The sequence below is a fragment of the Pseudomonas sp. P5_B3 genome (assembly GCF_056400405.1).
The window spans coordinates 76,598-91,395 of the sequence record NZ_JBFULI010000008.1 but is presented as its reverse complement, the minus strand read 5'-3'; the positions used below and the strand labels follow the sequence as shown (position 1 = coordinate 91,395).

15 protein-coding genes are annotated in these 14,798 nt (G+C 60.9%); 12 read left to right on the top strand and 3 right to left on the bottom strand.

Annotation, left to right across the window (positions count from 1 at the left end; genetic code table 11):
- Window positions 1–5 precede the first annotated feature (5 nt).
- Both AC1DRN_RS07640 and AC1DRN_RS07635 read right to left on the bottom strand, forming a co-directional pair.
- Entirely contained in the window at window positions 6–1,907 is a 1,902-nt protein-coding gene (locus tag AC1DRN_RS07640; protein ID WP_223459701.1) for an ATP-binding protein, read from the bottom strand.
- Complete coding sequence (locus tag AC1DRN_RS07635; RefSeq protein WP_223459699.1) at window positions 1,904–2,836, bottom strand: ABC transporter substrate-binding protein; 933 nt, start codon at window positions 2,834–2,836, stop codon at window positions 1,904–1,906. The genes AC1DRN_RS07640 and AC1DRN_RS07635 overlap by 4 nt, the downstream gene beginning before the upstream one ends.
- A 274-nt stretch (window positions 2,837–3,110) precedes the next feature.
- Between AC1DRN_RS07635 and AC1DRN_RS07630 the strand changes: the two genes are divergently transcribed.
- The 11 genes from AC1DRN_RS07630 to pyrF all read left to right on the top strand — a co-directional run bounded on the left by AC1DRN_RS07630 (window position 3,111) and on the right by pyrF (window position 12,641).
- Window positions 3,111–4,136, top strand: coding sequence for an NAD(P)H-dependent glycerol-3-phosphate dehydrogenase (locus tag AC1DRN_RS07630; RefSeq protein ID WP_218427376.1), 1,026 nt, complete (start codon window positions 3,111–3,113; stop codon window positions 4,134–4,136).
- A 31-nt stretch (window positions 4,137–4,167) separates the two neighbouring features.
- The gene (locus AC1DRN_RS07625) at window positions 4,168–4,515 is read left to right on the top strand and encodes a DUF4389 domain-containing protein (RefSeq protein ID WP_223459697.1); all 348 of its coding nucleotides are present in this window, start codon (window positions 4,168–4,170) and stop codon (window positions 4,513–4,515) included.
- A complete protein-coding gene (gene sixA, locus AC1DRN_RS07620; RefSeq protein ID WP_223459695.1) occupies window positions 4,512–4,967 on the top strand; it encodes a phosphohistidine phosphatase SixA in 456 nt (151 codons plus the stop codon). Before AC1DRN_RS07625 ends, sixA begins: the two co-directional genes overlap by 4 nt.
- A 135-nt stretch (window positions 4,968–5,102) precedes the next feature.
- Complete coding sequence (locus AC1DRN_RS07615; RefSeq protein ID WP_223459693.1) at window positions 5,103–6,770, top strand: AMP-binding protein; 1,668 nt, start codon at window positions 5,103–5,105, stop codon at window positions 6,768–6,770.
- Window positions 6,771–6,802: 32 nt separating this feature from the next.
- A complete protein-coding gene (locus AC1DRN_RS07610) occupies window positions 6,803–7,246 on the top strand; it encodes a hotdog fold thioesterase (RefSeq protein WP_223459691.1) in 444 nt (147 codons plus the stop codon).
- 113 nt (window positions 7,247–7,359) lie between these two features.
- A complete protein-coding gene (locus AC1DRN_RS07605; RefSeq protein ID WP_223459689.1) occupies window positions 7,360–8,166 on the top strand; it encodes an alpha/beta fold hydrolase in 807 nt (268 codons plus the stop codon).
- The gene (locus AC1DRN_RS07600) at window positions 8,163–9,017 is read left to right on the top strand and encodes an alpha/beta hydrolase (RefSeq protein WP_223459687.1); all 855 of its coding nucleotides are present in this window, start codon (window positions 8,163–8,165) and stop codon (window positions 9,015–9,017) included. Before AC1DRN_RS07605 ends, AC1DRN_RS07600 begins: the two co-directional genes overlap by 4 nt.
- A 50-nt stretch (window positions 9,018–9,067) precedes the next feature.
- Complete coding sequence (locus AC1DRN_RS07595; RefSeq protein WP_108215304.1) at window positions 9,068–9,727, top strand: glutathione S-transferase family protein; 660 nt, start codon at window positions 9,068–9,070, stop codon at window positions 9,725–9,727.
- Between the two features lie 8 nt (window positions 9,728–9,735).
- On the top strand, window positions 9,736–10,542 hold the full coding sequence (locus AC1DRN_RS07590; protein ID WP_223459685.1) for a DUF4892 domain-containing protein: 807 nt from the start codon (window positions 9,736–9,738) through the stop codon (window positions 10,540–10,542).
- A 69-nt stretch (window positions 10,543–10,611) separates the two neighbouring features.
- Entirely contained in the window at window positions 10,612–11,667 is a 1,056-nt protein-coding gene (locus AC1DRN_RS07585) for an AI-2E family transporter (protein WP_223459683.1), read from the top strand.
- Between the two features lie 275 nt (window positions 11,668–11,942).
- On the top strand, window positions 11,943–12,641 hold the full coding sequence (gene pyrF / locus AC1DRN_RS07580; protein ID WP_177413210.1) for an orotidine-5'-phosphate decarboxylase: 699 nt from the start codon (window positions 11,943–11,945) through the stop codon (window positions 12,639–12,641).
- 125 nt (window positions 12,642–12,766) lie between these two features.
- Here pyrF and AC1DRN_RS07575 read toward each other — a convergent pair whose 3' ends face one another.
- Entirely contained in the window at window positions 12,767–13,771 is a 1,005-nt protein-coding gene (locus AC1DRN_RS07575) for an NADP-dependent oxidoreductase (RefSeq protein ID WP_223459681.1), read from the bottom strand.
- 236 nt (window positions 13,772–14,007) lie between these two features.
- On the opposite strand from AC1DRN_RS07575, the gene AC1DRN_RS07570 reads away from it, so the two are divergent.
- Entirely contained in the window at window positions 14,008–14,769 is a 762-nt protein-coding gene (locus AC1DRN_RS07570) for an SDR family oxidoreductase (RefSeq protein ID WP_046037522.1), read from the top strand.
- Window positions 14,770–14,798: the final 29 nt, after the last annotated feature.

Here is a 14,798-nt window from a genome sequence, read left to right as displayed (position 1 = left end):
CTGTACTACTGCACCCATCGCTGCAGAATTTGCTGCAGATCAGTGCGTTTGAACGGCTTGGCCAGGTAATCGTTCATACCCGCCGACAGGCAGGCTTCGCGGTCGCCCTGCAGGGCGTTGGCAGTCAGCGCGATGATCGGCAGTTCGGTGCAACCGGGTAATTGGCGGATCTGTCGGGTGGCTTCATAGCCATCGATGACCGGCAAGCGGCAATCCATCAGGATCGCTTCGAAAATCAGGCTCTCGGCACTGCGAACCGCCTGCGCGCCGTCGACCGCGAGACTGACCTTGAAGCCCAGGCTGCGTAACATGGCTTCGATGACTGTCTGGTTGACCGGGTTGTCTTCGACCAACAGCACATTGCGCCCTTCGCCGCCGCTGTCGCCGTTTTGCGCGCGGGTGGGCAACAGCGTCTGCGCCTGCTGGTGCAGTGCCAGGGGAATTTCCAGGGTGAACACCGAACCGCGGCCTTCCTCACTCTGCGCGCGCAAGGTGCCGCCCATGCGTTCGGCGAGCGTACGGGCAATCGGCAAGCCCAGCCCGGTGCCGCCGTAGCGCCTTGAAATGGAGCTGTCGGCCTGCTGGAAAGCGTTGAACATCAATTCCAGGCTTTGCGCCGGGATGCCGATGCCGCTGTCGCGCACGGTGCAGGTGAACCACAGCAACTCGTGGTCCAGCGACTGCCACTGCGCCTCGATGGTGATGCGGCCCTGCTCGGTGAACTTCAGCGCATTGCCGATCAGGTTGACCAGTATCTGCCGGATACGCGTCGGGTCGCCCTTGGCCTGCAAGCCGCGCATGTCATCGGGGACCATCAGTTGCAGGTCGAGGCCGCGTTGCGCGGCGCTGTGCTGGAACGACTGGGCGCAACTGCCGATCAGTTCGACGAGATTGAACGCAATGTGCTCCAGTTCCAGCTCTGAACGTTCGATCCGCGAGAAATCCAGAATGTCGTTGATGACCTTGAGCAAGTGCTCGGTAGACTCCGAGGCCAGCGCCGCGTATTCCACCTGCTCCTCGGTCATGTCGGTGGTTTCCAGTAACTGCAGCATGCCCAGTACGCCATTCATCGGTGTGCGCAGTTCATGGCTCATCATGGCGAGGAAGTCGGATTTGGCGTTGTTGGCCTTTTCCGCTTCTTCGCGGGTCTGGATCAACTGCGCCATGGCCTGATGCTGTTCGCGGCTGGCCTGCTCGAGACCGCTGGCGAGATTGTTGATGTGTTGCGACAGCGCCCCCAGCTCGGTGTCGTCGACAATCGGCAGCGGTGTTTTGTAGTCGCCGTCCTGGATCGCCTTGACCGCATTGCCGATATCACGGATTGGTTGCGACAGGCTGCCCGCCAGACGCCGGGCCACGAAGAAGGTAAATAGCAGGGCAAACAGCGCCAGAATGGCGGCCTTGAGCACGATTTCCTGCTGGCGTTGGCTGAAGGCATCGTTGGACAGTCCGACGATCACCCGGCCGAGATAGTCTTCGGTGGGGGCCGCGCTGGCGGATTTGCTGCTCTGGAAAAAATCATTGTGCAACGCGATTCGCTGGAGCCGTATCGGTGCCTGGAACACTTCGAGCTGTTGCGCGCGATTGTGGTGTTCGCTCGGTTGTTCGACGTACACCAGAACCCGGTTGGCGCTGTCCTGGATTTCCAGAAAGCTCACGTTGGGCGTGGCCAGTGTCGCCTTGAGCAAGGTTTCGAGCACTTCGATGTTGCCCGAGATCACTCCGTACTCGGTGGCCGGGGCCAGTTGATTGGCGATCAACTGGCCGGTGTGGGTGATTTCCTGACGCAGATCCTGGATACGCACGAACGTGAAGAAGCTGATCAGCATCAAGGTCAGCAGCAGTGCAGGGCCGAGGCTGATGAGTTGGGTGCGGGTGCTGATGTCCCAGCGACGGCGCAAGTTCATGGGCGGCGTTCTCCTTCAGCCAGCAACGTGGCGACCGACGCGTCGTTTATCTGTTCGATACCCAATGAACGCGCCACCTGSGGATTGCTCGCGACCTTGAATCGATGGGGATAGTGCGTGCGCGGCCAGGTGGTCGGTGGCCGGTCGAGCAACTCGTCGAGGATCGCCAGCCAGTCGCTCTGATCGCTGTAGGTGCTGGCCAGGCTTGCGGCCTTGACGAAACCTGCGTTGGGTCCGATCAGCGCCATTTGCCGTGAGTAGCTGCTCAGCAGCAGGTTCTTTGCGGTTTGCGGGTTGTACAGGTCGGCATCGTCCAGGCCCAGCAACACGTCGCTGTTATTCAGCAGGGCCTGTAACGGATGACTGTCGTGAATGTTGTCCCAGCGCTGGGTGACCACCTCCAGACCCAAGGGGAGGGCGGCATTACGCAGCTCATTCAACAGAAATTCACTGTGGTTGTGGTAGAGCACGCCGATGCGTTTGGCTTCGGGCAACAGGGTGTGGGCCAAGCGCAACTGGCGGTCCAGTGGTGGATCGCTCCATAGCAGGGAAAGGTGTGCAGGCAGCGTGTTGTTCAAGCGTTGCCGGGCTTGCAGGCGGCTGATGCGCAACACCAGTGTCGCCGGGCCCCGGCTGTCCTGCAGGCGCCAGTCGAGGCTCGGCAGGTCGAGCAGTATCAAGCGGATGTTTTCAGGCAGCTTGTCAGGAATCGGCAAACTCGCCAGTGTCTGGAAGCGTACGTTATCGTTCGGTCGCAACTCGCTCAGGGCCTGGGTGAACGCCCGCACATCGGGGCTGTCTTCGGCACCCGTGAGCAAAATGTCGGCCGCGTTACCCGGCAGGCTACCGAACAAGCTGCTGAACAATAGACAAAGCACGGCCAGCAGCCGGCGCAGGGACGGCGTTTTCCAGGCTGGGCAATACGACATATTAAAGCGCCAGCCCCGGCGAGCTGAAAATCAGCGCCAGTACCAGGGGCGAATGCGGTGAAGGAGCACCCGGAGACACAACACATCCCAGTCAGTGATTGATGGCGCGCATGTTAACCGAGCCGAATGACTTTTCCATTCACGATGTCCGCATTTTCCTCGGTTTTATTGGTCTTCTTCCCACAACTGCCGGTATTTGACGTCGGGGCTGGCCGCCGATGGGCTGCCCCGTATAATGCCGACATCGCCACTGGTATGGATTAACGGATTGCATATGACTGAGCAGCGCCCGATTGCGGTCCTGGGAGGCGGAAGTTTTGGAACCGCCGTGGCTAATCTGCTGGCCGAAAATGGGCTTCAGGTCCTTCAGTGGATGCGTGACCCCGAACAGGCCGAGGCCATGCGGGTCAATCGCGAAAACCCGCGTTACCTCAAAGGCATCAAGATTCTGCCCGGCGTCACGCCGGTCACCGACCTGCAAGCCACCCTGGACGCCTGTGACCTGTGTTTTGTCGCATTGCCCTCCAGCGCGCTGCGCTCGGTGCTGGTGCCGCACGCCGAACGGTTGACCGGTAAATTACTGGTGAGCCTGACCAAAGGCATCGAAGCCCACACATTCAAACTGATGAGCGAGATCCTCGAAGAGATCGCCCCGCAGGCCCGCATCGGCGTCCTGTCCGGACCCAACCTGGCCCGTGAAATCGCCGAACATGCACTGACCGCCACGGTGGTCGCCAGTGAAGACGAAGAACTCTGCCAGCAGGTTCAGGCCGCGCTGCACGGCCGCACCTTTCGTGTTTACGCCAGCGCCGACCGTTTCGGTGTGGAGCTGGGCGGGGCATTGAAAAACGTTTACGCGATCATCGCCGGCATGGCGGTGGCGCTGGGCATGGGGGAAAATACCAAGAGCATGCTGATCACCCGGGCATTGGCGGAAATGACTCGCTTTGCGGTGAATCAGGGCGCCAACCCGATGACCTTCCTGGGGCTTGCGGGCGTGGGCGATCTGATCGTGACCTGTTCATCGCCCAAGAGCCGCAACTATCAGGTCGGCTTCGCCCTCGGCCAGGGCCTGAGCCTGGACGAGGCCGTCACGCGCCTGGGCGAAGTCGCCGAAGGGGTCAACACCCTTAAAGTGCTCAAGGCCAAGGCCCAGGAGGTTGGCGTGTACATGCCGCTGGTCGCCGGGCTGCACGCGATCCTGTTCGAGGGGCGCACGCTGGAGCAGGTCATCGGTCTGCTGATGCGTGGAGAGCCGAAAACCGACGTCGATTTTATTTCCACCAGTGATTTCAACTGATCACGCTTGCCAGAAAAGCAGGGAGTTGCGCATGAACGATCCAAAAGTAGAAGCCAAATACGAGTCCATCCTGCTGCGTGTGTTGTGGATGGTGGTCTTCGTGCTGGTGTGGCAAGTGGCGCAGTTCATCCTCGGCGCCGTCGTGCTGGTGCAGTTGATCTATCGTTTGTTCTATGGCGCCCCGAACGCCAGTCTGATGAATTTCGGCGACAGCCTGAGCCAGTTTCTGGCGCAGATCGGTCGTTTCGGGAGCTTTCACAGCGACCAGAAGCCTTGGCCGTTCGCCGATTGGCCGACGCCGCGTACGCCGGAAGGTGAAGCRCCGCATGTCGTGGCACCGGCACCGCATTCGGCTCGAGATGAGGAACCCAAGCTATGAAACTCTGGGTAATGCGTCATGGTGAAGCTGTACCGCACGGGGCCCGCCCCCACGATTCGGAGCGGGAGTTGACGGAGCACGGTCGTAAGGAAGTGCTGCGCAGCGCTGAGCAGTTGATGGGGCAGCCGCTGACGGCGATCTATGCCAGCCCGTACCTGCGAGCGCAGGAGACCGCGCATCTGGTGCGTGAGGTTTTGGGGTTCGAGCCGGAGATCCGCACCGTCGAATGGCTGACCCCGGACACCGAGCCGGACAAGGTCGCCGAGCAACTGGTGTCGGTGAGCAACGTCCTTTTGGTCAGCCACAATCCGCTGGTGGGGCATTTGTTGAGTTACCTGCAACATGGCGCCGGGTATCCACCGGAAAAAGTCAGCACCGCCGGTCTGGCGGAGCTCAAGGGTGATGAGCTGCTGATCGGGTCGATGAAGCTCGACAGCATCAAGCACCCATAACCCGAATACGACACCCATCAACTGTGGGAGCAAGCTCGCTCCCACAGATGGAGAAAATTTTGAATAAAATAGTCAACCAAGCACTTGCTTGGTTGACTACGCTTGCTCCAGACCAAAACCACAGGAGCGAGTCGCATGTCTGCTGCTTTTCGTTTGCCGCTGGACGTTTTCTACGAGCGTGAGGCCCGTCATCCCCGCCAGCGCTTTCTGGTCCAGCCTGTCGCAGGCGGGCAGGTCGAGACCTTGACCTGGGCGGACGTCGCTCATCAGGCTCGTTGCGCGGCCCATTGGTTGCGGGCGCGGGAACTGCCGCAGGGCAGCCATATCGCCCTGATCTCGAAAAACTGTGCGCACTGGATCATTGCCGACCTGGCGATCTGGATGGCCGGGCATGTCTCGGTGCCGTTGTACCCCAACCTCACCGCCGAGACCGTTGCCCAGGTACTCGAACACTCGGGAGCGGTACTGGCGTTCATCGGCAAGCTCGACGACTGGCCAGGCATGTCCCGTGGCGTCAGCCCCGATCTGCCAATCATCAGCCTGCCGCTACATCCACCCGGTACGTTCGATTTCAGTTGGGCCGACCTGCAACGCAGCTCGCCGATCCAGGACGATCCCAAACCTGCCGCCGATCAACTGGCGACCATCATTTACACCTCCGGCACTACTGGCATGCCCAAAGGCGTGATGCACAGTTTTGGCACCCTGGGGTTTGCCACCACTCGTGGCACTTCGTTGTTCGGCCTCAACGAGTCGGACCGACTGCTGTCCTATTTGCCGCTGTGCCACGTTGCCGAGCGGATGTTCGTCGAACTGGCATCGATTTACACCGGCCAAACGGTGTTTTTCGCCGAGAGCCTCGATACCTTTCTCACCGACCTGCAGCGTGCACGCCCGACCGCGCTGTTTGGCGTACCGCGCATCTGGACCAAATTCCAGATGGGCGTGTACAGCAAGATTCCGGCAAAACGTCTCGACTTCCTGCTCGGCCTGCCGATCATCGGCAAACGGGTCGGGCATAAAGTCCTCGCCAGGTTGGGGCTGGATGCGTTGCGCATTGCGCTTTCCGGTGCTGCACCGGTGCCGCAGACCTTGTTGCAGTGGTATCGCAAACTGGGCTTGGACGTGCTGGAGGTTTACGGCATGACCGAGAGCTGCGGCTATTCGCACATCGGCATACCGGGCCAGAACAAACCGGGCTGGATCGGCAAACCGTGCCCGGAAGTCGAAGTGCGGATCGCCGAGACGGGGGAGGTCTTGGTGCGCAGTGGTGCGACCATGCTCGGGTATTACAAGGAACCGGAAAAAACCGCCGACACCATTACCGAGGATGGCTTCCTGCGTACCGGCGACAAGGGCGAGGAGGACGCCGAAGGCAATCTGCGCCTGACCGGGCGCCTGAAGGAAATCTTCAAGACCAGCAAAGGCAAGTACGTGGCCCCGGCACCAATTGAAAATCGCCTGGCCGTGCACTCGCGCATCGAACAGGTCTGTGTAGTGGGCGATGGCTTGGGTGCACCGTTGGGCTTGTGCGTATTGTCGGCGGTCGGCCAGCAGGATGCCGGCGGCGCCGCGCGCGCCGGCTTGCATTCGAGCCTGGAAAAACTGCTGGAAGAGGTCAATGCTGCCCTCGACAAACATGAACGGCTGCGGCGCCTGGTGGTAGTCAAGGACAGTTGGGCCGTGGAAAACGGTTTTCTCACCCCGACCCTGAAGATCAAGCGCAATGTGATCGAAGCGGCTTACGGTGAGCGCTTTGAAGAATGGAGCGAGCGCAGCGAAGCGGTGCTGTGGCAGGATTGATCCACCAACAAAACCAACAAGGAAACTCTGCGATGAGCCTGTGGCGCACCGTTCCCAACATCGAACAGTTGAACGCTATCCAGAAAAACACCATCGGTGAAGTGCTGGACATCCGTTTCGAGGCCTTTGACGATGAGTCCCTGACGGCCAGCATGGTCATTGACCATCGCACTCACCAGCCTTACGGCTTGCTGCACGGCGGTGCCTCGGTGGTGTTGGCCGAGTCGGTCGGCTCGATGGCCAGTTACCTGTGCATCGATGCCAGCAAGTTCTATTGCGTGGGCCTGGAAATCAACGCCAACCATTTGCGCGGCCTGCGCAGCGGGCGGGTGACGGCGGTGGCCAGGCCGATCCACATCGGCCGCACGACCCATGTCTGGGACATTCGGTTGACCAGCGATGAGGGCAAGGCCAGTTGCGTGTCGCGGCTGACCATGGCGGTGGTGCCGTTGGGTGAGAATCCGCCGACACGTTGAACTCAAGCCATGGCTTTGACCGGACTGTCATCATTCCTGGCAGTTACGGTCATTGCTGCAGGACGCGGTCTTGCGGACAATCAATGCCTGTTCTCGCTCATGGATTTGCAGGTATGTCGCAACAGATCTTTTTCGCCCACGCCAATGGTTTTCCTTCGGGGACCTACGGCAAGTTGTTTGCGGCGCTGGCACCCGAGTTTCAGGTGACGCATCTGGAGCAGCACGCCCACGACCCGCGTTTCCCGGCGGACGACAACTGGTACAACCTGGTGGATGAGCTGATCCATCACCTGCAACAACAGGCCGAGCCCGTGTGGGGCGTTGGTCACTCCTTCGGTGGCGTATTGCACCTGCATGCGGCCTTGCGCTGCCCCGAGTTGTATCGCGGGGTGGTGATGCTCGACTCGCCAGTGCTGACCCGAACCGATCGATGGGTCATCCGGGCGGCCAAACGCTTCGGTTTCATCGACCGCTTGACGCCGGCCGGGCGGACCCTCGGTCGTCGTGAGGAATTCGCCGACCTGGAAAGCGCGCGCAAGTACTTCGCCGGTAAAACCCTGTTTCGCGGCTTCGACCCGGAATGCTTCGATGCCTACCTGCAACATGGCTTGCACCAGGTCGATGACAAGCTGCGCTTGCGGTTCGACCCGGCCACGGAAATCAGCATCTATCGCGGCGTGCCGCATACCAGCCCGGGCAGCACCCGGCAGTTGCAAGTGCCGCTGGCGGTGGTTCGCGGGCACAACAGCCGCGTGGTGATGCGCCATCACGCAAGTTCAGTCGACCGCCTGCCGTTGGGCGAGTCGTTGACCATGCCCGGCGGCCACATGTTTCCGCTCGAACGTCCCCTTGATACCGCTGAAATGCTCAAAGGCCTGTTCTACCGCTGGGACGGCCGTCGACAACAGGAATGCGCATGAGCCACGTCGTCGAAGAGGTCCGCCTGAGCCTGCCGCACATCGAACTGGCGGCGCACCTGTTTGGTCCCGAAGACGGTTTGCCGGTCATTGCCCTGCATGGCTGGCTGGACAACGCCAACAGCTTTGCCCGTCTGGCGCCGAAGCTCAAAGGCCTGCGCATCATCGCCCTGGACATGGCCGGTCATGGTCATTCCGGGCATCGCCCGCCGGGAGCCGGTTACGCCATGTGGGACTACGCCCACGATGTGCTGCAGGTCGCCGAACAGCTTGGACTGCGCAAATTTGCGCTGATGGGGCATTCGATGGGTGCCATCGCTTCGCTGATCATCGCCGGGGCGATGCCCGAGCGGGTCACCCACCTGGCGTTGATCGACGGCATCATTCCTCCTACAGACAAAGGTGAAAACGCTGCCGAGCGAATGGGCATGGCCCTGCAAGCGCAACTGGATCTGCGGGAAAAGCGCAAACCGGTCTACGACACCCTCGACCGAGCCATCGAAGCGCGCATGAAAGGTTTAGTCGCGGTCAGCCGCGAAGCCGCCGAGTTGCTGGCCCAGCGGGGCTTGATGCCGGTGCCGGGCGGTTACACCTGGCGCACCGACAATCGCCTCACGTTGCCATCGCCGCTGCGTCTTACCACCGAACAGGCCATGGCCTTCGTCCAGCGGGTCAAGTGTCCTGCAACACTGGTGGTTGCCGCCGACGGCATGCTCGCCAAACACCCGGAATTGCTGGAGCGTCTACCCTTTAGCCGGGAACAGCTGCCAGGCGGCCACCATTTGCACCTGAATGACGAGTCCGGTGCCGATCTTGTCGCAGACTGTTTCAATCGGTTCTTCGCCATTCCTTGACTTGCGTCGGGCAACTGTCGAGGCTGGGCGGGTTGAAATGGGAGACAACCATGATAGATCTCTACACCGCTGCGACCCCGAATGGCCACAAGGTCTCTATCGTGCTCGAGGAACTCGGCCTGCCCTACACGGTGCATGCCCTGAGTTTCGACAAAAAGGAGCAGAAGTCCGCGGACTTCCTCAAGATCAACCCCAATGGCCGGATTCCGGCAATTGTCGACCGCGCCAACGGCGATTTCGCCGTGTTCGAATCCGGCGCCATCCTGATTTACCTCGCTGAACAGACCGGCAAACTGATGCCGAGCGACCCGAAGGGACGTTCGCTGGTATTGCAGTGGCTGATGTTCCAGATGGGGGGCATCGGCCCGATGCAGGGTCAGGCCAACGTGTTCTTCCGCTACTTTCCGGAAAAACTCCAGGGCGCCATCGACCGCTATCAGCATGAAACCCGCCGCCTCTACGAAGTGCTCGACACGCGTTTGCAAAGCGTGGAGTTCCTCGCCGATCAGTACAGCATTGCCGACATCGCCACCTTTCCCTGGGTGCGCGGCTACGAGTGGTCGGGCGTCTCGGTGGAGGGCTTGACGGCGTTGCAGCGCTGGATGGCGACCCTGGAGGCTCGGCCGGCGGTGCAGCGTGGTCTGCAGGTACCGCAACGCGCCGATGAAGCCAGTGTCATCAAGGGTGCCCAGGCCATGCTGATCCGATGAGTCTATCCATGCGTTCATTCAGTTTGCTGGTGCTGTGCAGTTTCAGTCCCATGTTGTTCGCCGCCGATGTTCCGGGCAGTCAGGACCTGCCGATAGTACCGCGCATGGTCGACGCCCGGATTGTCGATTATCGTCCCGCCGCCGAACTGGAGCGGATCTACCCGTTGGGTTCGATTCGTAAAATCAGTGGCCAGTTACGTTTCGACAGTCAGGTCAGTGCCCGCGGCAACGTCACTTCGGTGACCTACGAGTTGCCACCTGAACATTCATCCATCGAGGCATTCACCGCTGCCCGCGAGGCCTTGCAACAACAGGGCGCCGGGTTGCTTTTTTGGTGCCAGGCGCGCGATTGCGGCGAAAGCAGCCTCTGGGCCAATCAAGTCTTCGGCAACGCCAAGCTGTACGGCGCCGACGATCAACAAGCCTATTTGCTGCTGCGACTTGCCGCTCCACGGGACAACACGCTCGTCGCGCTGTACAGCATCACCCGCGGTAATCGCAAAGCCTACCTGCATGTCGAGCAGTTCGACGCTTCGGCACCGCTGGGTGAGTTATTGCCGAGCTCCGCGACCTTGCTGCGTGAACTCAGGAGCACCGGTGAGCTCGATTTTTCCACGTTGAACAGCGTACCTGACGAGACCTGGCTACGCCTGATTTCTCGCGGACTGAATCTGGACACCACTTTGCGGGTCAGTATTTCCGGAGCGAACGCCGAAGCCTGGCGTCAGGCCCTGATTGGCCAGGGCGTGCGTGCCGCGCGGCTGGAAACCGGCAGTGCCGAAGGCTCTGGCCTGCACATCGAGCTATTGCGCTAGGCTGTACCGGGCGAGCGTGCACGCTGCGTTCGCCTACTCTTTTGCTGACTGACTTTTTCGAGACTTTTGATGATCAATAACGATCGCCTGTTGGTGCAGATCCTGCTCGTGGTGCTGTTCGGCGCGAGTTTCTGGGTGATGGCGCCGTTCTGGTCGGCGATGTTCTGGGGCGCGGTCCTGGCATTTGCCAGTTGGCCGCTGATGCGCTTGTTGACCCGTTGGCTCAATGGCCGCGAGTCTCTGGCGGCGGCATTGCTGACGCTGGGCTGGATGGTGCTGGTAGCGGCACCGCTGGTGTGGCTGGGTTTCAACCTTGCCGATCATGTGCGCGATGCCACGGCATTCATCAAGGATGCGCAGGTCGAGGGGCTACCCGAAGCACCGGTGTGGCTGGGTTCGATTCCCCTGGTGGGCGAGCGGCTGGTCGGGATCTGGAACAGCATCGATGAGCAGGGCGCGGCGATGATGATGTCGCTCAAGCCTTATCTGGGGCAGGTGGGTAACTGGTTGCTGGCGCGCAGCGCACAGATCGGCGGCGGTATTCTCGAACTGACCCTGAGCATCGTCTTCGTATTCTTTTTCTATCGCGACGGGCCGCGCCTGGCGGCGTTTGTCCACACGTTGCTGGAGCGGCTGATCGGTCAACGGGCCGGCTACTACATTGAACTGGTGGCGGGCACGGTACAGCGGGTGGTGAACGGTGTGATCGGCACCGCGGCGGCCCAGGCGATCCTGGCGCTGATCGGGTTCCTGATTACAGGCGTACCGGGTGCGTTGGTGCTCGGCATTGTGACGTTCATGCTCAGCCTGATCCCGATGGGCCCGCCGCTGGTATGGATTCCGGCGACCGCGTGGCTGGCCTGGAAAGGCGAGTACGGGATGGCCATATTCCTCGGGATCTGGGGCACATTCGTCATCAGCGGTGTCGACAACGTGCTCAAGCCGTACCTGATCAGCCGAGGCGGTAACTTGCCGCTGGTCATTGTGTTGCTTGGGGTGTTTGGCGGGTTGATTGCCTTTGGTTTTATCGGCCTGTTCATCGGCCCGACGTTGCTGGCGGTGGCCTACAGCCTATTGATCGACTGGAGCAAGACTCAGGCACGGGTTGAAGATCGCCGGCCCTGAAATTTGTATTCTGCTTGGGGCCTCTTGGTCGGAACGCTGCCCGGAGCAAGCCCGCTCCACACAGGTTCTGTTGCGGTATCAGGTGCATGTTGCGGTTGCCGAGGGTAGCGGGCCCAGGTGTTGCGGGCGTGTCGTGTATGTATCGAGCTCGACACATTCGCCTCGAGGGCTAGTCTTGCCGGAACCGTCTCGACGATTTACCGATCATCGGGTCCCGCAGCGGCGCTGGTTCCGCTACAATGCGCGCCGATTTCGACTTGCCTGAGAGCCCACTCATGTCCGCCTGCCAGACTCCTATCATCGTCGCCCTGGATTTCCCTACCCGTGACGCCGCACTGAAGCTGGCCGATCAGTTGGACCCGAAGCTGTGCCGGGTCAAAGTCGGTAAGGAACTGTTCACCAGCTGCGCCTCGGAAATCGTCGGCACCCTGCGCGACAAGGGTTTCGAAGTGTTCCTGGACCTCAAGTTCCACGACATCCCGAACACCACCGCGATGGCCGTCAAGGCGGCTGCGGAAATGGGCGTGTGGATGGTCAACGTGCATTGCTCCGGCGGTCTGCGCATGATGGCTGCGTGCCGTGAAGTGCTGGATCAGCGCAGCGGTCCGAAACCGTTGCTGATCGGCGTGACCGTGTTGACCAGCATGGAGCGTGAAGACCTGGCGGGCATCGGTCTGGACATCGAGCCCCAGGAGCAGGTACTGCGCCTGGCCGCTTTGGCGGAAAAAGCCGGGATGGATGGCCTGGTGTGCTCGGCCCTGGAAGCCCATGCCCTGAAAACGGCGCATCCGTCGCTGCAACTGGTGACCCCGGGGATTCGCCCGGCGGGCAGCGCCCAGGACGATCAGCGCCGCATCCTGACGCCACGTCAGGCGCTGGATGCCGGTTCCGACTATCTGGTGATCGGTCGTCCGATCAGCCAGGCGGCGGATCCGGCCAAGGCGCTGGCTTCGGTCGTGGCCGAACTCGCTTAAACACCGCTAAACCTGTGGGAGCAGCCGGTCGACGCTCGATTGCTCGCGATGAGGGCGTATCAGTCCCTTTATGCTGGCTGATACACCGCCATCGCGAGCAGGCTCGCTCCTACATTGGTTTGGTGTCAAACCTTCAACACCAACTTCCCGAAATTCTCGCCGTTGAACAATTTCATCAGCGTCTCCGGGAAGGTCTCCAGTCCTTCGACGATGTCTTCCTTGCTCTTGAGCTGCCCCTTGGCCATCCAGCCGGCCATTTCCTGTGCAGCGCTGGCGTATTGGGCGGCGTAGTCCATCACTACGAAACCTTCCATGCGCGCGCGGTTGACCAGTAGCGACAGGTAATTAGCCGGGCCCTTGACCGCCTCCTTGTTGTTGTACTGGCTGATGGCACCGCAAATCACCACCCGCGCCTTCATGTTCAGGCGGCTCAACACCGCGTCGAGAATGTCGCCACCGACGTTATCGAAATATACGTCGACACCTTTCGGGCACTCGCGCTTGAGGCCGGCGAGGACGTCTTCGCTCTTGTAGTCGATAGCACCATCGAAACCCAGTTCATCGATCAGGAACTTGCACTTGTCCGCGCCGCCGGCGATGCCCACCACCCGGCAGCCTTTGATCTTGGCGATCTGCCCGGCAATGCTGCCCACGGCGCCGGCCGCACCCGACAGCACCACGGTGTCACCGGCCTTCGGAGCGCCGACGTCGAGCAGGGCGAAGTACGCCGTCATCCCGGTCATGCCCAGTGCCGACAAGTAACGTGGCAGAGGTGCCAGTTTTGGATCGACCTTGTAGAAGCCTCGCGGCTCGCCGAGGAAGAAATCCTGCACGCCCAGGGCGCCGTTGACGTAATCCCCGACCGCGAACCCCGGGTTGTTCGAGGCAATGACTTTGCCCACACCCAGGGCGCGCATGACTTCGCCGAGCCCGACTGGCGGGATGTAGGACTTACCCTCGTTCATCCAGCCACGCATGGCCGGGTCCAGTGACAGGTATTGGTTTTCGACCAGGATCTGGCCCGCCGCCGGCTCGCCGACCGGAATTTGCTGATAAGTGAATGTCTCGCGGGTCGCCGCGCCAACCGGACGTTTGGCGAGCAGGAATTGGCGATTGGTCTGGGAGGTCATGGCAGGCGCTCAAGATGAATGAAGCTTTGTTGATAGCCGGTCAGCGACGATGCCGCAAGTTCGGCTGATGTGGCGAATGCACGTTGATCCAGTGCAGTGATAGTTGGTACGACCGTTCCATCACTGCAACTCATGGGCGCCCAACCGGAGCCTTGATAGTGCTGCCGTGTTCAAGTTCTCCATGGCTAGATTGGTCCTGCGCGATTCCCCGCTTTCTTCTCTTCGAGGACATAACAATGAGCATGACGTTTTCCGGCCAGGTGGTTGTGGTAACTGGCGGGGCGGCCGGTATCGGCCGCGCGACCGCCCAGGCATTTGCCGCCGAGGGCCTGAAGGTCGTGGTGGCCGATATGGACGTGGCGGGCGGCGAGGGCACGGTGGCGCTGATTCGTACAGCCGGTGGCGAAGCGACCTTCGTGCGCTGCAACGTTACCCTGGAAAGCGATGTAAAAAATCTGATGGAGGAGGTGATCAATACTTACGGTCGCCTCGACTATGCCTTCAACAATGCCGGCATCGAAATCGAGAAAGGCAAGCTGGCCGAAGGTACGCTCGACGAGTTCGACGCGATCATGGGCGTCAACGTCAAAGGCGTCTGGTTGTGCATGAAATACCAATTGCCGCTGCTGCTGGCGCAAGGGGGCGGCGCGATCGTCAATACGGCATCGGTGGCCGGCCTCGGGGCCGCGCCGAAAATGAGCATCTACGCCGCCTCCAAGCATGCGGTGATCGGCCTGACCAAGTCGGCGGCCATCGAGTACGCCAAGAAAAAGATCCGGGTCAATGCGGTGTGCCCGGCGGTGATCGACACGGACATGTTCCGTCGCGCTTATGAAGCCGACCCGAAAAAAGGCGAGTTCGCCAACGCCATGCATCCGGTCGGTCGCATCGGCAAAGTCGAAGAGATCGCCAGCGCGGTGCTGTACCTGTGCAGCGATGGCGCGGCGTTCACCACGGGGCACTCATTGGCCGTGGACGGTGGCGTAACAGCGTTCTGAAGCAATGCATCGCTAAGGAAAAGTTGCAA